The sequence below is a fragment of the Bacillus sp. FSL R5-0443 genome (assembly GCF_038608285.1).
Classification (GTDB): domain Bacteria; phylum Bacillota; class Bacilli; order Bacillales; family Bacillaceae; genus Bacillus; species Bacillus velezensis.
This window is the reverse complement of sequence record NZ_CP152013.1, coordinates 3,541,988-3,565,778: the sequence shown is the minus strand read 5'-3', so window position 1 is coordinate 3,565,778 and position 23,791 is coordinate 3,541,988. Positions and strand designations below refer to the sequence as shown.

Here is a 23,791-nt window from a genome sequence, read left to right as displayed (position 1 = left end):
CGAATGATTGTATATGTAGTCAATATGGGAATTGTTTATATTTGGTCATGGTTCGCGAAAATGTGCGGCGGGCGTGATCAATCGCTTTCGACCGGATACCGGCCGAATCAGCTCGTCATGATCGTTCCGCTGCTTTCGCTCGTATTGGTCTCCGGTTTGCGCTACAGAGTCGGGACGGATTTTCAGACGTACGCGCTGATGTACAAGCTGGCGGGAAATTACGGAAGCATTTGGGAGATCTTCGGGTTCGGAGCGAAAAAAGCAGCCGTTGATCCGGGGTTTACGGCTCTCATCTGGCTCATGAATTTTATCACGAAAGATCCGCAAATCATGTATTTCACCGTGGCGGTCGTGACGTGCAGCTTTATTTTAAAGGGGCTCGTTGAGTTCGGCCGTCCGTTTGAGCTGAGTGTGTTTTTGTTTTTGGGCACGTATCACTATTACGCTTCCTTTAACGGGATCAGGCAGTATATGGTGGCGGCCGTTTTGTTTTGGGCAGTCCGCTACGTGATCAGCGGAAGCTGGAAGCGTTATATGTCAATCGTGCTGCTGTGTTCGCTTTTTCATTCCTCAGCGCTGATTATGATTCCGGTTTATTTTCTCGTCAGAAAAAAAGCCTGGTCGCCCGCGATTTTCGGACTGTCGGCATTGTTTCTTCTTATGACGTTTCTGTATCAGAAGTTCATTTCGCTGTTTGTCGTCGTGCTGGAAAACAGCTCGTACGGCCATTATGAGAAATGGCTGATGACCAATACGAATGGGATGAACGTCGTAAAAATCGCGGTGCTGCTTCTGCCGCTGTTTTTGGCTTTCTGCTATCGGGAGCGGCTGCGGAAGCTCTGGCCTGACATTGATGTCATCGTGAATTTCTGTCTGCTCGGCCTGCTCTTCGGTCTTTTGGCGACAAAGGATGTTATTTTCGCCCGGTTTAATATATATTTCGGCCTGTACCAAATGATCCTGATCCCTTATTTTGTGAGGATTTTTGATGAAAAATCAAATGCGCTGATTTATATCGCCATTATTGTCTGTTATTTTCTTTACAGTTACTTGCTTATGCCGGTCGATTCGTCTGTGCTTCCGTACAGAACGATTTTTTCCCGGTAATGGACACTGGAGGTTTATATGGAAACACCCGCGGTCAGTTTATTAATTGCTGTGTATAATACGGAAACTTATTTAGAAAGATGCTTAGATTCATTGCTCAATCAGTCGCTCGCCAATATCGAAATCATCGCCGTTAATGACGGGTCAACGGATCAAAGCCCGGCGATTCTTGAAACCTATCAGAAGCGGGATGAGAGAATCCGGGTCATTCATCAGCAAAACCGTGGGCTCGGCGCGGTCCGCAACAGGGGGATCGAGGCGGCGCGCGGCGAATTTATCGCTTTTATTGATGCGGACGACTGGGTTGAACCTGATTATTGCCTGCGCATGTATGAAAAAGCTAAGGCTGATCAGGCTGATCTCGTGATTTGCGAATATGCGGCCGAATTTGCGGATACGGGGAAAACCGCCGTTTCAACGATCGCTTCTGCGTACGCGGGGGGCCCGAAACAACTGTACCTGAAAGATTTATTTGAAGGAAGGGTCAGCGGTTTTTCATGGAACAAGCTGTACAAAAGAACCATGATCGAGCATCATCAGCTGCGCTTTCCGCTTCGTGATGAGCTGGAACACGTGGAGGATCAGTACTTCAGCCTCCGGGCGCATGTTTTCGCAGGTGCGGTCTCGTACGTGGATCAGCCGCTCTATCATTATCGGATTCACTTGACTTCCATTGTGCAAAGCTATCAGAAAAAGCTGTTTGACTCAGGTCTCGTTCTCTATCGGCTGAACGAGGCTTTTTTGCGTGAAAACGGCTGCTTACAGGAATACCGGCAGGAGCTGGATTTTTTCATCGTTCAGCACGGAACAGTCTGCCTGCTGAATGAATGGAAGCGGAATAACGGCGGCCGGTTTTCTGAGAAGTGGAAGAATATCAGCCGGATATGCGCTGATCCCGTGTTTCGCCTGAGCCTTTCCAAAACCGGAACGGCGCCGTTTGACGCCAAACGCTCATGCCTTCTGCTTTTGGCGAAGCTGAAGCTGATTCCGTTCGTGTCGCTGGCATCAGCCGCGTATCAGCGGGCAATCGAGTACAAAATGAAAATCAGAGGGTGAAGACATGTCGATACAATCTTTAAAAATCAATCTCGCGGAATGGCTGTTGCTTAAGGTCAAATACCCGTCCCAATTTCATTTCGGAACGGCAGCGGATGGGGCGGGGCTTACAGCGGCAAGAAAAAAGATCATTCTGACGCTGCTCCCGTCCCACGATAATCTCGGCGATCACGCCATCGCCTACGCAAGCAAAACGTTTCTTGAACGGGAGTATCCCGATTTTGACATTGTCGAGGTGGATATGAAGGATATATACAGATCCGCAAAAGCGCTGATCAAAAAGCGCCACCCCGATGATATGGTATTCATCATCGGCGGCGGGAACATGGGGGATTTGTACCGGTATGAGGAATGGACGCGCCGCTTTATCATAAAAACATTCCGGCAATATCGGATCGTTCAGCTTCCGGCGACGGCTCACTTTTCTGAATCAAAAAAGGGACGGAAGGAATTGAAGCGCGCCCGAAAAGTGTACAATGCGCATCCCGACCTTTTGTTAATGGCGAGAGATGAGACGACGTATCAATGGATGAAGCGTCATTTTCCCGGAAAAAAAGTGCTCAAACAGCCTGACATGGTCTTATATTTGGATAAAAGCGAGCGGCGCATCCCGCGGGAAGGGATCTACCTCTGTTTACGGGAGGATAAGGAGAGTGCGCTGACGGCAGAGGACAGAACGATGGTAAAAGAAGCTTTGGCAAAAGAGTACGGAGAGCTGTATTCCTTTACGACGACGGTCGGCCGGAGGGTCAGCCGCCATACGCGTGAAAAGGAGCTGGAGGCGCTTTGGAATACGCTGAAAGGCGCGGAAGCCGTCGTCACTGACAGGCTTCACGGGATGATTTTTTGTGCGCTGACGAAAACGCCTTGTGTCGTCATTCGTTCGTTTGATCATAAGGTGATGGAAGGCTATCAATGGCTGAAAAACATACCGAACATGACATTGCTTGAACGTCCAGACCCTGAAGCTGTAACGGCCGCCGTAAACCGGCTGCTCAGCGGCAAGCATGAGGAAGGCGGTTCTTTGCGCAGTGTTTATTTTGCCGGGCTGCGCTCGAAAATCAGCGGTGATGCCCAATGACCGCGCCGCTTGTGAGCGTGATCGTGCCGATGTATAAGACAGAGCCTTTTATGAAAGAATGCGCGGTTTCTTTAACAAAACAGACGCTGAGAGACATCGAAATCATTTTCGTCAATGACGGTTCACCGGATCAGTCAGGGCGGATTGCTGAACAATTCGCCGCAGAAGATGCGAGAATCCGGGTGATTCATAAAGAAAACGGCGGCCTCAGCTCGGCCCGCAATGCCGGAATAAAAGCCGCCCGCGGCCGTTATATCGGTTTTGCGGACGGCGATGACTATGTGACGGAAACGATGTTCGAGCGGCTTTATGAAGAAGCGGAGAAGAACCGGCTGGATATCGCCGGATGCGGCTATTATAAAGAAACGCCGTCTAAGAAAAGAACATATATGCCGCCGTCCCTTCCGCCGGGCCGCGTCTTCACAGCGGATGAAATGACTGCATTGCTGACCCGCGCGCACGAACATCGGTTTATTTGGTATGTGTGGCGCTATATATACCGGAGAGAAGCATTGCAAGGGCTGTTGTTCCATGAAGATATCCGGTTTGCCGAAGACTCTCCGTTTAATTTGGCAGCGTTCCGCCAAGCCGCACGTATCAAAGTGATAGACGAAGGGCTGTATATCTACCGGGAAAATCCGCAAAGTCTTACAGAAACCCCGTTTAAGCCCCACTTAGATCACGAACTGCAAAAGCAATATAAAGCGAAAATGGCTTTTTATGAGGAAAACGGGCTGACGGACGCCTGCCGGAGCGATATCGATACATATTTGTGCAAGCATCAGATTCCGATGCTGATCGCCAACGCATGCGCCGCCCCGCAGCCGTCACATCAGATTACGGCGCACATCGGCAGAATCTTAACGTATGACATGGTAAAAACGGCGGTGCGCAGGACGCCGTGCCGCCATAAACAGCTGCTGGCGGGGGAGCGCGTGGTGCTCGGTCTGTGCAAAATGCGCCTTCCTCTTCTTCTGCATGCGTTTTTCGAACGGAAATCGAAAGAGAAAGGCAGTGCGGAAGGAGCATGAAATTTGCCATTAATTTCGGCGCCAATGTGACGGCGTTTTTACTATCGGTGTTTTTATCAGTGTGGATGACGCCCTTTATTGTGAAAACATTAGGTGTGGAGGCTTTTGGGTTTGTCCATCTGACACAGAATATCATTAACTATTTCTCTATTATTACCGTTGCACTGAGCTCTGTCGTTGTGAGGTTTTTCTCCGTCGCCGCCCACAGGGGGAACAGGGACGAGGCCAATGCGTATGTAAGCAATTATTTAGCCGCGTCAGTCGTGATATCTCTATTACTCGCTGTGCCGCTCGCCGGGACGGCTTTTTTTATTGACAAGATTATGAATGTGCCGGCCGGCCTCTTAACGGATGTGAGGCTCTCTATCGTGATCGGCAGCGTGCTGTTTATGCTGACGTTTTTTATGGCGGGTTTCGCGACGGGGCCGTTTTTTGCCAACAAGCTTTATATCACAAGCTCCATTCAGGCCGTGCAAATGCTGGTCAGGGTGCTGTGTGTGCTCGCTCTGTTTACGTGCCTGCCGCCGAAAATCTGGCAGATCCAGCTTTCGGCATTAGCGGGGGCCGTCTGTGCGGCCGTGCTGACTTTTTTCTTTTTTAAGAAATTGATTCCGTGGTTTTCTTTCAGCCGTAAAACCTTGTCATTACAGACGAGCAAAGTGCTGTTTTCAGCCGGTGCCTGGAGCTCTGTCAACCAGATCGGCGTGCTGCTGTTTCTGCAGATTGACCTCATGACGGCCAACCTCGTGCTGGGGCCGTCTGAGGCGGGTGTCTATGCGGCGATTATTCAATTCCCGCTCCTGCTCAGAAGTCTTGCCGGGACGCTTGCTTCCCTGTTTGCGCCGGTTTTGACTTCCTATTACTCAAAAGGGGATATGGAAGGTCTCCTGTCTTACGCCAATAAGGCTGTGCGGATGAACGGGCTTCTGCTCGCGCTTCCCGCCGCATTATTAGGAGGGCTTGCCGAACCGTTTCTGGCAATTTGGCTGGGCCCGTCGTTTGTGCAGACGGCGCCGCTTTTATATATTCACGCCGCGTATTTGGCGGTCAGTCTCTCTGTCATGCCGCTTTTTTACGTATGGACGGCTTTTAATAAACAAAAAACGCCCGCCGTCGTTACTTTATGTTTAGGCGGACTGAATGTCATATTGGCCGTGGTTCTCAGCGGACCGGCACATCTCGGGCTGTACGGCATCACCATCGCCGGTGCAGTCTCTCTCATTTTGAAAAATGCCGTCTTCACGCCGCTGTATGTTTCGCATATTACGGGCTTTCAGAAAACCGCGTTTTACAAAGGCATGTTCGGCCCGTTGGCGGCGGCCGTATTTGCCTGGGCTGTCTGCCGGGGTATCCGGCTGTTTTCACCGCTTGACAGCTGGGCCGGCCTGATCACCGCGGGGCTTGCCGTATGCATGAGCTATGCCGCATTCGCTTTTTTCTTCATTTGTACGAAAGAAGAAAGGCGGCTTGCTTTACAGAAATGCCGAAAAGTGAAAGGAGCTGTTCAGATTTGAAGGCGAAACGTGTATTTGATATAGCGGCCGCGATGTTGTTATTGTGCGGCGCGAGCGTCATCCTTCTCTTCGCCATGGCAGCCGTCAGATGCGCCATCGGGTCTCCGGTATTGTTCAAACAGACGAGACCGGGGCATAACGGTCGTCCGTTTACGTTGTATAAACTCAGAACGATGACGGATGCGCGTGATGAAAACGGTGTGCTGCTTCCGGATCATCTCCGTCTGACCAAAACGGGAAGGCTGATCAGAAAACTGAGCATCGATGAGCTTCCCCAGCTTTTTAATGTGCTCAAAGGAGATATCAGTCTTGTCGGCCCCCGCCCTTTGCTGATGGATTATCTGCCGCTTTACACGGCGGAGCAGGCGCGGCGCCACGAGGTGAAGCCGGGGATTACGGGCTGGGCGCAGATTAACGGGAGAAACGCGATTTCTTGGGAGGAAAAATTCAAGCTCGACGTGTGGTACGTCGACAACCGCACATTTCTTCTCGACTTAAAGATTCTGCTTTTAACAGTGAAAAAAGTTCTCGTGTCAGAAGGCATACATCAAGCCGGCCATGTGACGGCAAAGCGCTTCACAGGCAGCGGAGATATGTCATCGTGAAAAAGGTCGTGCTGATCGGAAACGGCGGACACGGAAAAGTCGTGAAGGAAATCGTGCAGGCCCGTTCCGATATGGAGCTTGCGGGCGTATTGGATGACGGATTCAGCGGTTTTGCCGTTCGGAACGGTTTATATACGGGCCGGACGAAAGACGTGCCCATGCTTCGGAAACTCGTCCCCGAGGCCGTATTCACGATATGCATCGGCCGCAACGGCGTCAGAAAGCAGCTTGCTGAAACGCTTGGGCTTGAAGATGACGATTATGCCGCACTCATTCACCCCGGGGCGATCGTCAGTGAAACGGCTTCCGTCGGACACGGAACGGTTGTGATGGCGGGCGCCGTCATTCAGGCGGGCGCTGACATCGGCACCCATTGCATCATCAATACGGGGGCGGTTGCCGATCATGACAATGCAATCGGAGATTACGTCCATCTTTCACCGCGCGCGGCGCTTGCCGGCGGAGTGAAAGTCGGGGAAGGAACGCACCTCGGAATCGGCGCGTCCGTCATACCGCAGATTGACATCGGCCCTTGGTCCGTTATCGGCGCGGGGGCTGCGGTCATCAGCCGGATTCCCGGCCATGTGACGGCGGTCGGCGTTCCGGCCCGCGTCATCTCCCCTATCCATAATGAAAAAGGATGATTTCATGCAAACAAACAAACGGATTTATTTGTCTCCGCCTCATATGAGCGGAAAAGAACAGGAATACATCGCAGAAGCCTTCCGTTCCAATTGGATTGCCCCGCTCGGTCCGCTCGTCAATTCGTTTGAAGCGCGGCTCGCGGAATATGCGGGAGTGAAAAGCGCGGCGGCCGTAAGCTCGGGAACGGCCGCCATCCATCTTGCCCTGCGGCTTGCGGGTGTGAAAAAAGGAGACGTTGTATTTTGTCCTTCCTTTACGTTTGTCGCCACGGCGAATCCGATTGTGTATGAGCAGGCTGAGCCCGTTTTTATTGATTCGGAATGGGAGACCTGGAATATGTCGCCCGATGCGCTTGAGCGGGCGCTGCGGGATGCAAAGCGGCGCGGCAGACTCCCGAAAGCGGTGATCGCCGTCAATCTTTACGGCCAAAGCGCGAAAATGGATGAATTAATGAGCCTTTGTGACGCATACGGCATCTGTCTGATTGAAGACGCTGCCGAGTCCTTAGGATCAACATATAAAGGCAGGCAGAGCGGCACGTTCGGCCGTTTCGGCATTTATTCCTTTAACGGCAACAAAATCATTACAACATCGGGAGGCGGCATGCTCGTGTCTGACGATAAAGCCGCGATTGAAAAAGCGAGGTTTCTTGCGTCCCAGGCGAGAGATGCCGCCGTTCATTACCAGCACAGCGAGCTCGGGTATAACTACAGGCTCAGCAACATTCTCGCGGGCGTGGGGATATCGCAGCTGGAAGTGCTCGAAGATCGCGTCCGGGCGAGGAGAGAAATCTTTCACAGGTATCGGGAAGCGCTGGAAACATATCCGGGCATCCGCATGATGCCGGAGCTTGAAGGAACGGTTTCAAACCGCTGGCTGACGGCTCTGACGCTTGATAACGGCGTGACGCCGGAAGAAGCAGTCGCCTGTCTTGCGGAACAGAACATTGAGGCCCGGCCGCTGTGGAAACCGCTGCATACGCAGCCGCTTTTCTCATCTTCCGTCTTTTATCCTCACAGCGAACATGAGCGTGTCTCTGATAACCTTTTCAGCCGGGGCATCTGTCTGCCGTCCGGGTCTGACTTGTCTTCTGAGGAGCAGCAGCGTGTCATTGACGCACTTGCGCAATTGTTTGAAACGAAAGGGGAGAAAACATGGACAGCCGCCATGTTATGAGCCGATTAAAAGAGACGCTGACGGGTCTGCTCAGCGTTATACCGCCGCAATCTGACATCATTTATGCCGACTATCCCCTCTACGGAAATGTAGGGGATTTATTGATTATGAAAGGGACGGAGGCGTTTTTTAAAGCGCACGGCATCCGCGTCAGACAGCGCTGGAATCCCGACAATTTTCCATTCGGGCGCCGGGCGGACAAAAAGACGATCATCGTCTGTCAGGGTGGCGGAAATTTCGGGGATCTCTATCCGTACTATCAGACGTTCAGGGAAAAAATCGTCAAATCCTTTCCGGAAAACAGGATCGTCATCCTGCCGCAATCCATCTATTATCAGGATGAGACACGGCTTGAGAAGACAGCGGCGCTTTTTGCGGAGCACAAGGATCTCCACCTGTTTACGAGAGATCATGTGTCATACGAGACTGCGAAACGCTTTTTGTCGGCGAATCATATCGGGCTTATGCCTGATATGGCCCATCAGCTGTATCCGATGGCGGCGTCAGCGGCTCCGTCACGCGGCAGGCTTCATTTTATCCGCACGGATGGGGAAATCAATCCGAAGCTGCAAAACAATTCTTCCGATAAAAGCTGCGACTGGCAGGATGTGCTGTCAGCAAGCGACCGCAGGGGAATCGCTTTTTTCCAAACGCTGAATGTTTTGAATAAAAAAGCGGGAAACCCGCTGCCGATTGCGCGGTTTTGGAAACGCTATTCCGATTTCTTAACGAAGAAAGCGGTCCTGTTTTTCAGCAGGTATGAATCGGTGGAAACGTCAAGGCTTCACGGCCACATTCTGTCCTCGCTTCTCGGGAAACCGAATACCGTCATTGATAATTCATACGGGAAAAACGCCAACTATTATCACACCTGGATGCACGAAGCGCCGGATGTCCGTCTGATCGGGGAAACCGCCGGCACGAAGGAAAACCTTCCGCTTTGAATGAGCGGAAGGTTTATTTTGTTTCTCCGCGTTTTACTTTGTTGTACGCCTCATCCAAATGCTGAATTCTTTTGAGCACAACCGAGTTTTTCGTCAGCTGATCCTGAACAAGGGTTGAGACGACGGAGCGGTAATAGCTGTTCATCGCATGAATACGGTCTTCATTCGGATTCATTTCAATGTGCTGTGTAAAGTTTTCAATAAAATAAGGAACAGAAAAAAGTTCTGACATCTATAAAGCAACTCCTTTTAATAAGTATATACGGTATGAAACCAATCATGTACAATGAAAAAAGGGGAGTGAGCATGATGGATATCAAACTTCAGCAAACACAAATGTTAAAGCCTCAATTAACGCAAGAGCTTAAACAGGCTATCACATTACTCGGATACAATTCCGCGGAACTGGCCGGATATATTGATGAGCTCTCACTGGAAAACCCTCTGATTGAACGAAAGGAAACAGACACGCCGCCACTATCTTACCATAAAACAAATAAAAACAGGATGAAAGAACGGGACGGAAGCCAGCAGATCAGACTTACCCGCAAAACGCTGCAGGATTCGCTCAAACAACAAGCCTTAGATATGAAGCTGTCCGATGATGAGAAAAAGATTTTCAATTATCTGATACATTCATTGGACTCAAACGGATATTTAAAAGAGGACATACCAGCTGCCGCCGACCATGTATCCGCTTCACAAGAGGAGACGGAAGCGGTTCTGAAAAAGCTTCAGTCCCTTGAGCCCGCGGGAATCGGCGCCAGGTCTTTGCAGGAATGCATCCTTCTTCAGCTCCGCCGTCTTCCCGAGCGGAACGAACAGGCGGAATGGATTGCCGACGCCTATTTTGAGCTATTTGCAAGAAAGAACTGGAAAGCGCTTACACTAAAAACGGGCATTCCGCTTAAAGACATTCAGGACATCGCTGACATGATCAGCGCGCTTGATCCGAGGCCGGGGCTCCGTTATGCGCATGAGGAGCCGGGTTTTTACGTGGAACCGGATATTTTCATCACAGTGAAAAACGGCATCATTCAAGCGCGGCTCAACAGCCGTTCGTTTCCTGACATCCAGCTTCATACCCATTATCAGCCGCTGCTGTCAGCTGCCGGGTGCCGTGACACGAAAAATTATCTGTCGGCAAAATATCAGGAATGGCGCTGGCTGAACCGGGCTTTGTCGCAAAGAAAACAAACGATCACGAGAATTATCGGCGTCCTGATTGAACGGCAGGAATCCTTTTTTCTCACAGGAAAAAGCGGAATGCAGCCGCTGACCTTAAGAGAGGTGGCGGAAACGCTGGAGCTCCACGAATCAACGATCAGCCGGGCCATCAAAGGGAAGTACGTTCAGACGCCGTACGGACTGTATGAAATGAAAACATTTTTCTCGGCGAAAGCTGAATCGTCAGGGGACGGCGGCGCCTCCAATTATGCCGTAAAAGCGCATCTGGAGGCATTGGTCGGTAAAGAAGATAAAAAGAAACCTTTTTCAGACCAAAAGCTTGCCGATCTGCTGCATGAACAATATGACATCCGAATCTCAAGGCGCACCGTCGCCAAATACCGTGACCAATTAAATATTCCGCCGTCATCGGCGAGAAAACGGTACAGCTGAAACCTCCCCGAGCCAAACCCCGGGGAGGTTCTCCGTGTTACGGGATCATCCATGAAAACAGATGATGCTGTAAAAATGTAATGAGACAGACGAGCAGAAGCAAAAACAGACTGTGCTTAATCGTAAAACGGAAAAGGTCGGCTTCCTTGCCCGCCAGACCGACAGCGGCACAGGCAACCGCAATGGATTGCGGAGAAATCATTTTTCCGGTGACACCGCCTGATGAATTGGCGGCAACGGAGAGAACCGGGTCCATCCCGACAGAGAGCGCCGTCACCTTTTGCAATCCGCCGAACAATAGATTGGCCGACGTATCAGAGCCGGTAATAAACACGCCGAGCCAGCCGAGCACCGGCGAAAAAAAGGTGAACATCGCGCCCGTCATGGCAAGCGCAAGACCGAGTGTCGTGCTCATGCCGGAAGCATTCGTCACATAAGCAAAGCCGACAACAGAAACAATGGTCACGACCGGAAGCGTTAACTCTTTCACCGTTTCTATAAACGCTTCGCCCCATGTCTTCCACGACATGCCGAGGGCGAACTTGGAGATGACGGCGGCAATCAGAATCGCCGTCCCCGCTGAACCGAAAAGCTCAAGTTTGTACACGGCTTCAATCGGCGTGCCGTCCGCCTGAAGAATCTGCTGATTTACAAATGGGACGGGAGGCGTGAAGGTCAATGCACGCCCGGCTGCATTCAGCCAGGAAAGCCACATTGACGTTCCTTCGTAATGACCGGTTAAGGCAGCCTTCACGCCGGGAATCCCCCAAACGGATATCATGGCCGTCAGAAGAAGGAAAGGAGACCACGCTTTAAACACCGCGGCGCCCCCGTACTTGATCGGCGCCCGGTCAGCGGCCGCTGCTGATTCCCGTTCTGCCGCGAAACGAAAGGCCGTTTTCGGTTTCCAAAATTTCAAAAACAGAGCGAGCGCGGCCATGGAAACAAGCGCCGACAGCACATCCGGAAGCTCAGGCCCTAAAAAATTCGAGCTTGCGTACTGCACGGCCGCAAAGGAGACGCCGGAAACAAGAATGGCCGGCCATATCTCAAAAGCCTTTTTAAACCCGCTCATCAAAATGATTAAGTACAGCGGAATAAAGACGGATAAAAACGGAAGCTGTCGGCCGACCATTTGAGAAATTTCCATTGCCGGTATCCCGGTCGGACCTTCGACGGCGGTAATCGGAATGCCGATCGCGCCGAAGGCAACGGGCGCCGTATTGGCAATCAGGCAAATTCCCGCCGCATACAGCGGCTGAAAACCAAGTCCGACGAGCAAAGCGGCCGAGATCGCGACGGGAGCGCCGAAACCGGCGGCGCCTTCTAAAAACGCCCCGAATGAAAAGGCGATGAGCAGCGCCTGCAAACGCCGGTCATCTGTAATTGAGAGCACCGAACTCCGGATAATCTCAAACTGTCCCGTTTTCACGGTGATTTTATACAGAAAGACCGATGTGACGATAATCCAGCCGATCGGAAGCAGCCCGTACACCGCTCCCTGAGAAGCGGACATCACCGCTTTTTCCGCCGGCATGCCGTAAACAAATACAGCGATTAAAAGTGAAACGGCTAACGTTAAAAGCCCCGCGATGTACCCCTTCATCCGTTTCACCGCAAGCGCCCAAAAAAAGAAGATAATCGGCACGAGCGCGCAAGCTGCCGATAAAAGCAAATTTCCCCCTAAAGGAGCGTACCCCTGTGTCCATTGCATCCCTAAAAAACCCCTCCTTATGTCATGTAAGCGATTACTTTTTATGATAAGGTCATCTGATGACCGGGTTAATTAGCATTATATTTTGAAAGTTTTGAAAGTACAATACTTTTCTTGAACAAATTGTCTGAACCTGTCGGCGGTGCGAAAAAAGAAGTATAATAGACGATAAACATCAAGATTCACAAGTGACGGGGTGATCGCGTTGAAATATAAACAAATTAAAACGAAAAAAATCTACGAGGAAGTCGCTGACGCATTGCTGGAGAAGATAAAAGCGGGCGAGCTTAAGCCGGGTGAAAAGCTTGATTCCGTTCAGGCGCTTTCTGAGAGTTTTCAGGTCAGCCGCTCGGCGGTCAGAGAAGCGCTGTCGGCTTTGAAAGCGATGGGGCTCGTCGACATGAAGCAGGGAGAAGGCACATACATAAGAGAATTTGAGCCGTCTCATGTTTCCCAGCCGCTTTCTTCCGCCCTCTTGATGAAAAAAGAGGACGTCAAACAGCTGCTCGAAGTCAGAAAGCTGCTTGAACTCGGCGTCGCCGCCATGGCCGCTGAAAAACGCACGGAAGACGATTTACAAAAAATCCGCCAAGCTCTCCTGGAGATGAAAGACATTGACGGAGACGAAGAATTGGGCGAAAAAGCGGATTTCTCCTTTCACATGGCGCTGGCGGAAGCATCACAAAACGGGCTGCTCAAGCATCTCATGAATCATGTCTCCGCGCTCCTTTTGGAAACAATGAGAGAAACGAGAAAAATTTGGCTGTTTTCTAAACGAACGAGCGTGCAGCGATTGTATGAAGAGCATGAACGCATTTACAGCGCCGTCGCCGCCAAAGACGCGGATGAAGCGGAAGCCGCGATGACCGCGCACCTGACGAATGTGGAAGAAGTGCTGGGGGCTTATTTTGAAGAAAATGTATAGAAGCTGACTTGTGAAAGGGGATAACATCACATGCAGGCCGAATCTTTTTTTTCTGACCATGTAAAGAAAGCTCTGACAAACGATCCTCCCGGGGAATGGATGCCGGCAGTTCCGAAAGCGTGCATCCCCCTGCATTCCGGCTATCCCGATCCCGCACTTGTTCCTGATAAGGAGCTGAAAGATGCCGCCGCCCGCCTTCTGGATGAGGAGCGCGATCTGCCGCTGCATTATATGGGAAGCCCGAGGACGGCCGTATTAAAAAAGCAGATTCAAGAACGGGTAGCCATCCGCGGCATTCACTGTCGGGACGATGAGCTGCTCGTGACGTCAGGCGCCTGTCAGGCGATAGATCTGGCTGCACGGGTTTTCCTCGATGAACAAACCGCCGCTGCCGTTGAAGCTCCGGTCTACATGGAAGCGCTCGAGATTTTTAAAAATTACACACCGCATATCATGAGCGTTCCGACAGATCAAGAGGGCCTGCAAACAGAAACATTAGCGTTCATGCTTGAGGAAAGAAAACGAAAAGGGCTTCTGCTTCCCCGTCTTCTCTACACGATACCCGCTTTTCAGAACCCTGCGGGAACCGTAATGTCAGCGAAGCGGAGAACCCGCCTGCTTCAGCTTGCCGAAACGTATGATTTTCTCATCTTGGAGGATGATGCATACGGCGAGCTCGGATTCACCGATATTCCGCCGCCCTTGAAAGCCATGGATCAAAACGGCCGGGTGCTGTACGCCGGTTCATTATCAAAAGTCATCGCCCCGGGTATGAGGATCGGCTGGATTGCAGGGAACGCTGCATTCATCACGGCATTGTCATGGTTAAAAAAAGACTTAGGCCACCCGTTTTCCCAAGCGGTGACCGCCGTCTATCTGGAACAAACGAATGTTGAAAAACGGCTCGCCGTCTTGCGGGAAGCATATCAAAGCAAACGTGACGTTTTGCTCGCCGCATCAGCTCGATATCTTCCGGAATCCGCATCCTGGCACGTGCCTGAAGGCGGTTACTTTGTATGGGTGAAAGTGCCGGGAGCGGATACATCCGCAATGCTGGCGAGGGCTCTGTCTCACGGCGTTTCCTATGTACCCGGTAAATATTTTTTTCTGCATCAGGAAGACGGTGCGGAATATCTTCGCCTGTCGTTCAGTTATGCCGGTAAAGCCGCGATAAAAGAGGGTGTGCAAAAACTGGGACGTCTGCTGGAAAACGGGATGTAGAGCAGCTTGAGGAGCTTTCGGGCTTCTCTTTTTTTTGTCCCCTTCAGCGCATCGGACGAAAGGATTTTTCAGAAAAACCTTCCAATCCATATTCAGAATAGTGTAGGATATTCATAGAGCTTTCCCAAAAACAGGTCATCAGATGACCAGATCATATATTGAGGATGAAAGAGGGGTTCATCATGAAAGTCTCATTATTTGTCACGTGCCTTGTGGATATGTTCCAGACCAATGTCGGAAAGGCGACGGTTGAGGTGCTGGAACGGCTCGGGTGTGAGGTGGATTTTCCCGAGGGGCAGATTTGCTGCGGGCAGCCCGCATACAACAGCGGGTATGTGACGGATGCGAAAAAAGCGATGAAGCGGATGATTGCCGCGTTTGAAGAAGCGGAGTACGTTGTCAGTCCGTCAGGTTCCTGTACGACGATGTTCCGTGAATATCCGCATCTGTTTCAGGACGATCCGAAGTGGGCGGCAAAAGCGCAGCAGCTTGCGGACAAAACATATGAGTTAACGGATTTTATCGTCAACGTTCTCGGGGTGGAGGATGTCGGGGCGGTGCTGCATAAAAAAGCGACAGTCCATACATCGTGCCATATGACGAGGCTGCTCGGCTTGTCGGAGGAGCCGATGAAGCTTTTGCGCCATGTCAAGGGGCTCGAGCTGACCGCGCTTCCCGGAAAACACCAATGCTGCGGATTCGGAGGAACGTTTTCTGTGAAAATGGCGCAAATCTCTGAACAAATGGTGGATGAGAAGGTCGCCTGCGTGGAAGACACGGAGGCCGAGGTGCTGATCGGAGCGGATTGCGGATGTCTGATGAATATCGGCGGGCGTCTTGACCGTAAGGATAAAAACGTCAGAGTCATGCACATCGCCGAAGTGCTGAACAGCAGATAACACGAGAAACAACAAGGGGGGAAAATCATGGCGATGAAAATCGGTACCGCCGCTTTTAAAGAGCGGGTATCAGAAGGAATAGATAATGAGTTTATGAGAGGAGCCGTCTCCGGAGCGCAGGAACGGCTCAGGACAAGAAGGCTTCAGGCGGCCGAAGAATTGGGAAACTGGGAGGATTGGCGTTCCCATGCGGAAGAAATCAGACAGCATGTGCTGGACAATCTTGATTTCTATTTGGAACAGCTCGCCGAAAATGTCGCCAACAGAGGCGGACACGTCTTTTTCGCCGAAACGGCGGAAGAAGCGTCCTCCTATATCCGCGATGTCATCCGGCAGAAAAACGCTAAAAAAATCGTAAAATCCAAATCCATGGTGACAGAAGAAATCAATATGAACGAAGTGCTTGAGGAAGAGGGCTGTGAAGTCACAGAAACGGATCTCGGCGAATACATTCTCCAGATTGACGATCACGATCCGCCGTCACATATCGTTGCTCCCGCTCTTCACAAAAACAAAGAGCAGATCCGTGACGTGTTTAAAGAGAGACTCGAATACAAACAGACGGAAAAACCGGAAGAGCTCGTCATGCACGCGCGCAGCGTTCTCCGGAAAAAATTTCTCGAAGCGGATGTCGGCATTACAGGCTGCAACTTTGCAATCGCGGATACCGGATCGGTCAGTCTCGTGACGAACGAAGGAAACGGCCGCCTTGTGTCCGCGCTGCCGAAGACGCAGATCACCGTGATGGGAATGGAGCGGATCGTTCCGTCATTTTCTGAGTTTGAAGTGCTTGTCAGCATGCTGACGAGAAGCGCGGTCGGTCAGCGGCTTACAAGTTACATTACGGCGCTGACGGGACCCCGGCAGCAAGGAGAAGCGGACGGGCCTGAGGAATTCCACCTTGTGGTTGTGGACAACGGGCGTTCCCGCATACTCGGCACGGAATTTCAATCAGTGCTGCAATGTATCCGCTGCGCCGCCTGCATCAACGTCTGTCCCGTGTACCGGCATGTCGGCGGACACTCGTACGGGTCCATCTATTCGGGTCCGATCGGCGCCGTCTTATCGCCTCTTCTCGGCGGATATGACGAATACAAGGAGCTCCCGTACGCATCTTCCTTATGCGCGGCCTGTACGGAAGCGTGTCCCGTTAAAATTCCGCTGCACGAGCTGCTGCTCAAGCATCGGCAGAACATCGTGGAAAAAGAGGGCAAAGCGCCGATCAGCGAAAAACTGGCGATGAAAGCCTTCGGGCTCGGCTCGTCATCCCCGTCCCTTTATAAAATGGGATCGAAATGGGCGCCTGCCGCCATGACGCCGTTTACGGAAGATGACAAAATATCAAAAGGGCCGGGGCCGTTAAAAGAATGGACGGCAATACGGGACTTCCCGGCGCCGCATAAATCGAGATTCAGAGATTGGTTTAAAGACCGGGAAAAACAAAAGGGGGAAGAATGATGATGAAAGGGACGGTTACACATCAGGAATCCTTTTTAAACCGGATCGCCGAACGTCTGGGCAGAGAGCGCAGGAAATCAGGCGTGTCCCTGCCTGAATGGAAGTATCAGCCTCAATATCAAACGCATGCGGGCTGTACGGAAGACGATCTTGTCACGATGCTGAAAGACCACTGCGTCAACATTCATACCGAACTGATCGAAACGGATGCAGCCGGGCTTTACGACGCTTTGCGCACGCAGGTGAACCGCTTTGAAGGAGGGCCTGTCATCATTCCGAAGGACAGCCGCTTTGAAACGTACGGCTTGCAGACCCTTATGACAGAAGAGTGGCCGGATGAAGGGATTCCCGTTTGGGAATGGGACGCGGAACAAGGAGCGAAAAATATTGAAAAAGCGGAACAAGCGAATGTGGGCATTACATTCAGCGAGATCACGCTTGCGGAATCAGCCACCGTCGTTTTGTATGCGTCAGAGCATGCCGGCCGTTCTGTCAGCCTGCTTCCGACCACCTATATCGCAATCATCCCGAAATCTTCCATTGTGCCGAGAATGACACAGGCCAGCGATATACTGAAACAGCAGATCAGAGACGGCGTCACCGTTCCTTCCTGCATTAACTATATTACTGGGCCGAGCAACTCGGCCGATATCGAAATGGATTTGGTTGTCGGCGTCCACGGACCCGTTAAAGCCGCTTATATCCTCGTGAATGACCGATAAAAAAACAAACCCCGGTTTGCGGCCGGGGTTTGTTTTTATATAAACGCGTTAATGATCATGATAAAACAGATCGCACTGACAGAAATAATCGTTTCCATCGCCGTCCATGTCAGGAACGTTTCTTTGACCGTCATTCCGAAATACTCTTTAATGAGCCAGAAACCGGAGTCATTGACATGTGACAGAATCAAAGAGCCCGCTCCCGTTGCCAATACGAGAAGCTCACTGCTGACGCCCGGCATGACAGATGCAATCGGTGCAACAATGCCGGCCGCCGTCATCATGGCGACAGTCGCTGAACCTGTGGCGACACGGATGACCGCCGCGATCGTCCAGCTTAAAAGAACGGGAGAGAAGCTTGAGTGCTTCGCCATGTCAGCGATATACGTGCCGACGCCTGAATCAATCAGGACGTTGTTAAAAGCGCCGCCGGCTCCGATCACAAGCAGAATGGAAGCAATCGGTCCCAGACAGTCATTGCTGAATTTTAAAATGCTTTCTCTGTCAAAGCCCTGATAAAAACCAAGGCTGAAAAAGGAGTAAACCGTGGCGATCAAAAGCGCCGTGACAGGGTCGCCGATAAATTTAAAAGTTTCATAGAGCGTGCTTTTTTCCGGAAGCGCAATTTCGGCAAGCGTTGCCATAAGCATCAGGATCACCGGTACCAATATCGTAAACAATGTATTTGCGAATCCCGGAAGCTTGCGTTTTTCATTCCGTTCAATAAATTGTTTTTTCAACAGTTCGGGAACGGGTTTGTGAATGCGCTTACCAATCCATTTTCCGTAAAGCGGCCCCGCGATGATGGCAGTCGGAATCCCAACGATTAAAGAAAACAAAATCGTTTTTCCGACATTGGCGTGATAAATGCCGACAGCCGCCATCGCCGCCGGGTGGGGCGGAACCAATCCGTGCACGACGGAAAGTCCCGCAAGGAGCGGAATTCCGATCGTCACTAATGAAACCCCGGTTTCAATCGCAATCGTAAACAAAAGCGGCACGAGCAGGACGAAGCCGACCTGGAAAAAGACCGGGATGCCGACAATAAAAGCGACGGCCATCATCGCCCAATGCACTTTCTTTTTGCCGAAGCGGCCGATCAGGGTGTGGGCGATACGCTCCGCACCGCCTGATTCAGCCATCATTTTTCCGAGCATCGTACCGAGGGCCAGCACGATCGCAAGCAGCGACAGCGTATTGCCGAGCCCGGTTTTCATCGAAGCGATAATGTCCGGCAGATTCATGCCCGTTGCGAAACCGACAAGGATGGATGTAATCAAAAGACTGATAAACGGATTTAATTTAGCGACCGTAATCAATAAGAGTAAAACGATAATAGCGGCAATGACAATAAACAGTAACATGACCTTTTCACCCTTTCAAAGAAGAATTAACGGCTTTGTTTGAGCTGAAATTCACTGATGACGTCAAATTCATCTTTGAGCTTGTCATACAGCCGCTCGTATAAGTAAAACAGCTCAATATATGTTTCGCTGTTTTTGACGTTCGGTTCATGGCGGTGAGAAATTCTGATCCAGTCCTGAACATCCTCGATCCGTTCCATTTCGCCAAGGCTGTGCAAAGCGAGAACGGCCGCTCCGAGCGCCGAGGCTTCGTAACTTTCCGGAACGAGGACTTCCCGTCCCATCGTATCGGACAAAATCTGCCTCCACAGCGGCGACCTCGCAAATCCTCCCGAAGCCCGCACGTCTTTTGCGGGGCCCGCCAAATCTCTCAGTGCGACACCGATTGAAAAGACGCTCATGATGACGCCTTCCAGCACCGCTCTGATAAAATGCTCCCGTTTATGGCGGAGGCTGATGCCGAAAAACGTTCCGCGGGCATTCGGATTCCAAAACGGCGCGCGCTCCCCTGATAAAAACGGCAGAAACAGCAATCCCTCAGAGCCTGCGGGCACTTTATCAGCGATATCAATCATTAAATCATACGGATCAATGCCGAGCCGCTTCGCCGTTTCGACTTCCGGAGAAGCGAATTCGTCTCGAAGCCAGCGCAGCATAATGCCTCCGTTATTCGTCGGGCCTCCGATGACCCAATGCTTGTCAGTCAGCGCGTAACAGAATGTCCGCGCTTTTTCATCCGTAATCGGCGCATCCGTCACCGAACGCACGGCTCCGCTTGTTCCGATCGTAACGGCCACTTCGCCTTTGCCGATCGCGCCGACTCCAAGGTTGGCGAGCACGCCGTCATTTGCGCCGATAATAAACGGTGTATCCGCATGAATGCCCATCCGTGCAGCGATTTCCGGCGCAAGGCCGCGCAGCTGATGAGTGGTCGGCACGATGTCCGACAGCTGATCTTCCCGGATTCCGGCAATCCGGAGCGCTTCTTCATCCCAGGAAAGCGTATCTAAACGGAACAGCCCTGTTGCCGAAGCGATCGAATAATCGACGACATAAGTCCCGAAAAACTCGTGCAGAATATATTCTTTAATACTGATGAATTTGGCGGTTTTCGCGAATGTCTCCTTGTCCTGTTCTTTCATCCACACAATTTTGGAAAGCGGAGACATCGGGTGAATCGGCGTACCCGTTCTTTTATAAATATCAAATCCGTTCATCTCTTTTAAAATCCGTTTTGATTGCTCGGCGCTGCGGTTGTCCGCCCAAATGATGCTTTTGGTCAGCAGGCCGCCGTTTTGATCGACAGCTATCAATGAGTGCATGGCGGTGCTGATGCCGATTGCAAGCAGATTGTCAGGGCTCAGTCCGGCCTTTGTGACGGCGCCCCTGATGCTTCCGATAACCGCTTCCAGAATGTGCTCAGGATCCTGCTCGGCCCATGCCGGCTTTGGCTGTATTAAATCATAGTGAACCGAATGCTTGGCTAATACTTTGCCTCTTGGTCCGAACAGAACGGCTTTCGTACTGGTCGTGCCGATATCCAGACCGATAACAGCTTGGGTTTCCTTCATAATATATCCCGCCTAATCTGATTGAATAATAAGATAGATTAATAATGTATGCCCTTACAAAGTCAATTATAGGAATAATTTTTTTATAAATCAACGATGAAGAAGAAAATTTTTTTCATAAAATTGCCTCAATTCCCGCTGTATCGGCATTCTCTCTTTTGAAAAATAAATATTACAAACGTTTGTGCGCGATCATTTTTCTGATTTGCTGCAAGTTGGCGAGCGTTTTCTCCTGCCGCAGCCGGGCCGTGGCGAAATACAGTGTATCAATGACCGACAGCTGGGCAAGCCTTGCGGACATTGCTTCCGTTCTGAAAGCCGTCTCCCTTGTTGATGTATACAGCACCACGTCGGAAATCTGGGTGAGCGGCGACTTTTGGTAGCTTGTAATGCCGATCGTGCCGGCGCCGAGCGATTTGGCCGTTTTCACCGCGTCGAGCACGTCCTTGTTGCTTCCCGAATGAGAAATGCCGATGACTGCGCTTTCGGGACCGAGAAGACCCGCTGACATCGCCTGAAAGTGAGAATCCGTGTGCGCGATGCAATTTATACCCGTACGCATAAATTTATGATACGCGTCAGTGGCGATCAGCCCGGAACCGCCGTTTCCGTAAAATTCAATTCTGTCTGCGCGGTGGATCATTTCTACCGCTTTTTCAACGTCGGCCGGATCTAATAAATGAAAGGTATCGGTCAGACCGGAAATGTTTGTGCGGAAAACTTTCCGGATGATGACTTCGATATCGTCGTCGGGGTTCATTTCTTCATGAATGTGCTGCACCGGCTCCTGAACGATCTCCTGAGCAAGCGCGATTTTTAAATCCTGATAGCCGGAAAAACCGAGCCGTTTGCACAGCCTGAAAATCGTCGCTTCAGAGCTTTTCGTTTTTTCCGCCAGCTGAATGATGGAAAGGTGAATCACGTCTTTCGGTTCCTTCACGATATGGTCTGCAATCGCTCTTAATTTTGGCGACAAACCTTTGCTGGCCGCCTGAATCTTCCCGATGCTGCTTGAATTCACAGGGGTCATGCTATAACCTCCCTACTCGAATGTAAACGCATACTTTTATGATAAAGCAAGTTCTGCCATAAGGGAATCAGGTTTTGCTTTCTTTACCGCAAATGAAAGAAAAGAGAAAAGTATATCGGGGACATCGCCTCAATGACACTTCATACATCCGATTTTTACAAAAAGTGATCGTTCTCTGGAAAGTGCCGGTGCCCAAGTCGCCGGCCATAAGTCAAACTCATGATGGAAAGCTGTCCTGCTACAGTCCGGTTTCTAGTGAGTTGCCAGCGCTTGAAATTCCAGATGAATTTCTTCAAATTAGTGTTCCGCCATTAGCAGTCAGTTCTTTATTAACTGGATTGAGCAAAAGAGAAGGATCATTAAGCAGGAGAACACTTGAGAAGCACAGGTCTAATCAGCTTCTGGAGAAAAACTTCAAATTAATATAATAATCTAATTGCTCTGAAACGCGTACCATACATTATACTTTCAATGATTTTTAAACTCTGAGGAGGAAATTCACATGAAAGTAATTGCAATTGACTTAGATGGCACGCTGTTATCAGAGAACTTAACTATCCAAGAACAAGATGTAAGAGCTTTAAAGCTTGGACAAAAACAAGGTCATCTTGTAACAATCGCTACAGGGAGAGCTTTATTTGATGCAAAACACATCATCAATAAATATGATTTGGATTTTCCGATTATTGCTTCAAACGGCGCTCAAATTGATGTGGGAAATCAGGTAATATTCGAACATTTTATGGATTCAGATGTAATCCAACCTATCATAACATGGTTAAATAAAGAGGAAATCTATTATCAGCTTTACTTATCTGACAAAATTGCCGTATCAAATCAAGGAATTCAGCAGCTTGAAAAAGAACTTTACAATACGGTAATGGAAGAACCTCATTTTAATCAAGAAGTATTTTGGAGTTCTATTAAAGCTCAAATCCATCAATACGGGTTAGAGGAAATACCGGGTACAATTGACCCTATCGATTATCGGTATGTCATAAAATGTATGATCGTTTCGCCAAACCAAAGAAAATTAAAAAAAGCTAAAGAATATTTTGGACAACTGAAGGAGTGTGCCGTAACGAGTTCAGGAGCATTCAATCTTGAAATCACAAGTGCAGGAGTAGATAAAGGAGCGTCATTAAATAAACTTTGTGAACATTATGGAACGGATGCGCAGAATGCAATCGCAATAGGTGATAATTTAAATGATCTGCCTATGTTTCATGCAGCAGGAATAGGGATAGCCATGGGAAATGCAGATAAGAAGCTTATTCAATTGGCTGCTTTTAAAACGTTATCGAATGATGAGTGTGGTGTATCTTATGCTTTTGATCATTACATTCTGACGAAAGAAGAAGACCCTAAACCGCGGAGTATACAGCCATGAGCCATTTTGTGAAAAGATGTTTAATCTATATTGTCGGATTGTTTATTTTATCCGTAGGGGTTGTATGTATGATTAAATCTAATACCGGGATTGCCCCCTGGGATGCTCTAAACGTGGCTTTATCAGAACTCATTGGCCTTACAATCGGGTCATGGGTTTTCATTGTCGGAGGAATCCTTATCTTTATAAACAGCCTCATAAAAATGCGGTTTCCTAATCTAGCCGGTTTTATTCCGATTGTTATTATTGGAAGTTTTGTTGACCTTTTAAACTTAAAGGTTCTTTCGTTCTTAAAAACAGATTCTGTAATTCTTCAATGGAGTTTATTTTTGATAGGGTTGTGTATATTGGCTATGGGAATCGCTATTTATTTAAGAGCATCTTTTCCTTCGATACCGAATGATGAATTAATGTTGGCTATTACTGAACGCACAGGTTGGGGTATTAATATTACAAAGACGATAGGGGAAGCTTTAGCTTTTGTGCTTGCAATCATTCTTCAGGGGCCGATTGGGATAGGAACCATCATTGTGTTGCTATGTCTGGGGATATTAGTAGGTTTATTTGACAAACTATTACACAAGATGGGGAAGCCCCGTTCTATTTATAGTGTGGGACATGAAGGCGCACATATTCATGCAGGCCATGATAAAACTATTCATTAAATGCTTTTTTTCCCCTTGTGTTATTCAGTGTGAAATCCTGATAACGCTGTCTA

The 23,791-nt window shown here is 49.9% G+C and carries 23 protein-coding genes; 18 read left to right on the top strand and 5 right to left on the bottom strand.

Features of this window, described 5'->3' with window-relative positions; genetic code table 11:
* Positions 1 to 3 precede the first annotated feature (3 nt).
* From NYE28_RS17970 to NYE28_RS17930, 9 genes are read left to right on the top strand one after another with little or no spacing between them, the layout of a single operon-like run.
* On the top strand, positions 4 to 1,107 hold the full coding sequence (locus NYE28_RS17970) for an EpsG family protein (protein ID WP_032867035.1): 1,104 nt from the start codon (positions 4 to 6) through the stop codon (positions 1,105 to 1,107).
* A gap of 18 nt (positions 1,108 to 1,125) precedes the next feature.
* A complete protein-coding gene (locus tag NYE28_RS17965; protein ID WP_326146176.1) occupies positions 1,126 to 2,163 on the top strand; it encodes a glycosyltransferase family 2 protein in 1,038 nt (345 codons plus the stop codon).
* A 4-nt stretch (positions 2,164 to 2,167) separates the two neighbouring features.
* On the top strand, positions 2,168 to 3,244 hold the full coding sequence (locus tag NYE28_RS17960; RefSeq protein ID WP_017418869.1) for a polysaccharide pyruvyl transferase family protein: 1,077 nt from the start codon (positions 2,168 to 2,170) through the stop codon (positions 3,242 to 3,244).
* Positions 3,241 to 4,275 carry a glycosyltransferase gene (locus NYE28_RS17955; protein WP_094031313.1) on the top strand — a complete coding sequence of 345 codons (1,035 nt, stop codon included), beginning with the start codon at positions 3,241 to 3,243 and terminating at the stop codon, positions 4,273 to 4,275. The genes NYE28_RS17960 and NYE28_RS17955 overlap by 4 nt, the downstream gene beginning before the upstream one ends.
* Complete coding sequence (locus NYE28_RS17950; RefSeq protein WP_094031312.1) at positions 4,272 to 5,789, top strand: MATE family efflux transporter; 1,518 nt, start codon at positions 4,272 to 4,274, stop codon at positions 5,787 to 5,789. The genes NYE28_RS17955 and NYE28_RS17950 overlap by 4 nt, the downstream gene beginning before the upstream one ends.
* Complete coding sequence (locus tag NYE28_RS17945) at positions 5,786 to 6,394, top strand: sugar transferase (protein WP_012118505.1); 609 nt, start codon at positions 5,786 to 5,788, stop codon at positions 6,392 to 6,394. Before NYE28_RS17950 ends, NYE28_RS17945 begins: the two co-directional genes overlap by 4 nt.
* A complete protein-coding gene (locus NYE28_RS17940; RefSeq protein ID WP_072589595.1) occupies positions 6,391 to 7,038 on the top strand; it encodes an acetyltransferase in 648 nt (215 codons plus the stop codon). The genes NYE28_RS17945 and NYE28_RS17940 overlap by 4 nt, the downstream gene beginning before the upstream one ends.
* A gap of 4 nt (positions 7,039 to 7,042) precedes the next feature.
* On the top strand, positions 7,043 to 8,215 hold the full coding sequence (locus tag NYE28_RS17935; protein WP_342490198.1) for an aminotransferase class I/II-fold pyridoxal phosphate-dependent enzyme: 1,173 nt from the start codon (positions 7,043 to 7,045) through the stop codon (positions 8,213 to 8,215).
* Positions 8,194 to 9,159: a polysaccharide pyruvyl transferase family protein gene (locus NYE28_RS17930; protein ID WP_342490197.1), complete on the top strand. Its 966-nt coding sequence runs from the start codon at positions 8,194 to 8,196 to the stop codon at positions 9,157 to 9,159. The genes NYE28_RS17935 and NYE28_RS17930 overlap by 22 nt, the downstream gene beginning before the upstream one ends.
* Positions 9,160 to 9,172: 13 nt before the next feature.
* Here the strand turns inward: NYE28_RS17930 and yvfG are convergent, their stop codons facing one another.
* Positions 9,173 to 9,391 carry a protein YvfG gene (gene yvfG / locus NYE28_RS17925; protein WP_003151570.1) on the bottom strand — a complete coding sequence of 73 codons (219 nt, stop codon included), beginning with the start codon at positions 9,389 to 9,391 and terminating at the stop codon, positions 9,173 to 9,175.
* 77 nt (positions 9,392 to 9,468) lie between these two features.
* Between yvfG and rpoN the strand changes: the two genes are divergently transcribed.
* Positions 9,469 to 10,779: an RNA polymerase factor sigma-54 gene (gene rpoN / locus NYE28_RS17920; protein ID WP_342490196.1), complete on the top strand. Its 1,311-nt coding sequence runs from the start codon at positions 9,469 to 9,471 to the stop codon at positions 10,777 to 10,779.
* Positions 10,780 to 10,816: 37 nt separating this feature from the next.
* Here rpoN and lutP read toward each other — a convergent pair whose 3' ends face one another.
* On the bottom strand, positions 10,817 to 12,493 hold the full coding sequence (lutP, locus tag NYE28_RS17915; RefSeq protein ID WP_015240628.1) for an L-lactate permease LutP: 1,677 nt from the start codon (positions 12,491 to 12,493) through the stop codon (positions 10,817 to 10,819).
* A 205-nt stretch (positions 12,494 to 12,698) separates the two neighbouring features.
* On the opposite strand from lutP, the gene NYE28_RS17910 reads away from it, so the two are divergent.
* The 5 genes from NYE28_RS17910 (at position 12,699) to NYE28_RS17890 (ending at position 17,718) form a co-directional block, all read left to right on the top strand.
* On the top strand, positions 12,699 to 13,418 hold the full coding sequence (locus NYE28_RS17910) for a FadR/GntR family transcriptional regulator (protein WP_015240627.1): 720 nt from the start codon (positions 12,699 to 12,701) through the stop codon (positions 13,416 to 13,418).
* 30 nt (positions 13,419 to 13,448) lie between these two features.
* Positions 13,449 to 14,639, top strand: coding sequence for a PLP-dependent aminotransferase family protein (locus NYE28_RS17905; protein WP_342490195.1), 1,191 nt, complete (start codon positions 13,449 to 13,451; stop codon positions 14,637 to 14,639).
* A gap of 182 nt (positions 14,640 to 14,821) precedes the next feature.
* The gene (locus NYE28_RS17900) at positions 14,822 to 15,538 is read left to right on the top strand and encodes a (Fe-S)-binding protein (protein ID WP_326144967.1); all 717 of its coding nucleotides are present in this window, start codon (positions 14,822 to 14,824) and stop codon (positions 15,536 to 15,538) included.
* Positions 15,539 to 15,565: 27 nt separating this feature from the next.
* Entirely contained in the window at positions 15,566 to 16,996 is a 1,431-nt protein-coding gene (locus NYE28_RS17895; RefSeq protein ID WP_007407375.1) for a LutB/LldF family L-lactate oxidation iron-sulfur protein, read from the top strand.
* Positions 16,996 to 17,718 (top strand): lactate utilization protein C, encoded by a 723-nt coding sequence (locus tag NYE28_RS17890; protein ID WP_015240625.1) that lies wholly within the window; start codon positions 16,996 to 16,998, stop codon positions 17,716 to 17,718. Before NYE28_RS17895 ends, NYE28_RS17890 begins: the two co-directional genes overlap by 1 nt.
* Positions 17,719 to 17,753: 35 nt before the next feature.
* Here NYE28_RS17890 and NYE28_RS17885 read toward each other — a convergent pair whose 3' ends face one another.
* The 3 genes from NYE28_RS17885 to NYE28_RS17875 all read right to left on the bottom strand — a co-directional run bounded on the left by NYE28_RS17885 (position 17,754) and on the right by NYE28_RS17875 (position 21,683).
* Positions 17,754 to 19,082: a GntP family permease gene (locus NYE28_RS17885; protein WP_007407373.1), complete on the bottom strand. Its 1,329-nt coding sequence runs from the start codon at positions 19,080 to 19,082 to the stop codon at positions 17,754 to 17,756.
* 26 nt (positions 19,083 to 19,108) lie between these two features.
* Positions 19,109 to 20,653 (bottom strand): gluconokinase, encoded by a 1,545-nt coding sequence (gene gntK / locus NYE28_RS17880; protein ID WP_007407372.1) that lies wholly within the window; start codon positions 20,651 to 20,653, stop codon positions 19,109 to 19,111.
* 172 nt (positions 20,654 to 20,825) lie between these two features.
* Positions 20,826 to 21,683, bottom strand: coding sequence for a MurR/RpiR family transcriptional regulator (locus NYE28_RS17875; protein ID WP_025285307.1), 858 nt, complete (start codon positions 21,681 to 21,683; stop codon positions 20,826 to 20,828).
* A 74-nt stretch (positions 21,684 to 21,757) separates the two neighbouring features.
* On the opposite strand from NYE28_RS17875, the gene NYE28_RS17870 reads away from it, so the two are divergent.
* The 3 genes from NYE28_RS17870 to NYE28_RS17860 all read left to right on the top strand — a co-directional run bounded on the left by NYE28_RS17870 (position 21,758) and on the right by NYE28_RS17860 (position 23,738).
* Positions 21,758 to 22,111, top strand: a complete 354-nt coding sequence (locus NYE28_RS17870; RefSeq protein ID WP_124935044.1) for a hypothetical protein — start codon at positions 21,758 to 21,760, stop codon at positions 22,109 to 22,111.
* Positions 22,112 to 22,185: 74 nt separating this feature from the next.
* Entirely contained in the window at positions 22,186 to 23,073 is an 888-nt protein-coding gene (locus NYE28_RS17865) for a Cof-type HAD-IIB family hydrolase (protein WP_094031306.1), read from the top strand.
* On the top strand, positions 23,070 to 23,738 hold the full coding sequence (locus tag NYE28_RS17860; RefSeq protein ID WP_063094168.1) for a DUF6198 family protein: 669 nt from the start codon (positions 23,070 to 23,072) through the stop codon (positions 23,736 to 23,738). Before NYE28_RS17865 ends, NYE28_RS17860 begins: the two co-directional genes overlap by 4 nt.
* Positions 23,739 to 23,791: the final 53 nt, after the last annotated feature.

Excerpts from the sequence above, each read along its gene's own strand:
- rpoN (WP_342490196.1), top strand. The coding sequence starts at position 9,469 with ATGGATATCAAACTTCAGCAAACACAAATGTTAAAGCCTCAATTAACG.
- NYE28_RS17885 (WP_007407373.1), bottom strand. The coding sequence starts at position 19,082 with ATGTTACTGTTTATTGTCATTGCCGCTATTATCGTTTTACTCTTATTG.
- NYE28_RS17875 (WP_025285307.1), bottom strand. The coding sequence starts at position 21,683 with ATGACCCCTGTGAATTCAAGCAGCATCGGGAAGATTCAGGCGGCCAGC.
- NYE28_RS17890 (WP_015240625.1), top strand. The coding sequence starts at position 16,996 with ATGATGAAAGGGACGGTTACACATCAGGAATCCTTTTTAAACCGGATC.
- NYE28_RS17950 (WP_094031312.1), top strand. The coding sequence starts at position 4,272 with ATGAAATTTGCCATTAATTTCGGCGCCAATGTGACGGCGTTTTTACTA.
- NYE28_RS17935 (WP_342490198.1), top strand. The coding sequence starts at position 7,043 with ATGCAAACAAACAAACGGATTTATTTGTCTCCGCCTCATATGAGCGGA.
- NYE28_RS17905 (WP_342490195.1), top strand. The coding sequence starts at position 13,449 with ATGCAGGCCGAATCTTTTTTTTCTGACCATGTAAAGAAAGCTCTGACA.
- NYE28_RS17970 (WP_032867035.1), top strand. The coding sequence starts at position 4 with ATGATTGTATATGTAGTCAATATGGGAATTGTTTATATTTGGTCATGG.
- NYE28_RS17895 (WP_007407375.1), top strand. The coding sequence starts at position 15,566 with ATGGCGATGAAAATCGGTACCGCCGCTTTTAAAGAGCGGGTATCAGAA.
- NYE28_RS17930 (WP_342490197.1), top strand. The coding sequence starts at position 8,194 with ATGGACAGCCGCCATGTTATGAGCCGATTAAAAGAGACGCTGACGGGT.
- yvfG (WP_003151570.1), bottom strand. The coding sequence starts at position 9,391 with ATGTCAGAACTTTTTTCTGTTCCTTATTTTATTGAAAACTTTACACAG.
- NYE28_RS17960 (WP_017418869.1), top strand. The coding sequence starts at position 2,168 with ATGTCGATACAATCTTTAAAAATCAATCTCGCGGAATGGCTGTTGCTT.
- NYE28_RS17965 (WP_326146176.1), top strand. The coding sequence starts at position 1,126 with ATGGAAACACCCGCGGTCAGTTTATTAATTGCTGTGTATAATACGGAA.
- NYE28_RS17860 (WP_063094168.1), top strand. The coding sequence starts at position 23,070 with ATGAGCCATTTTGTGAAAAGATGTTTAATCTATATTGTCGGATTGTTT.
- NYE28_RS17865 (WP_094031306.1), top strand. The coding sequence starts at position 22,186 with ATGAAAGTAATTGCAATTGACTTAGATGGCACGCTGTTATCAGAGAAC.
- NYE28_RS17955 (WP_094031313.1), top strand. The coding sequence starts at position 3,241 with ATGACCGCGCCGCTTGTGAGCGTGATCGTGCCGATGTATAAGACAGAG.
- gntK (WP_007407372.1), bottom strand. The coding sequence starts at position 20,653 with ATGAAGGAAACCCAAGCTGTTATCGGTCTGGATATCGGCACGACCAGT.
- lutP (WP_015240628.1), bottom strand. The coding sequence starts at position 12,493 with ATGCAATGGACACAGGGGTACGCTCCTTTAGGGGGAAATTTGCTTTTA.
- NYE28_RS17900 (WP_326144967.1), top strand. The coding sequence starts at position 14,822 with ATGAAAGTCTCATTATTTGTCACGTGCCTTGTGGATATGTTCCAGACC.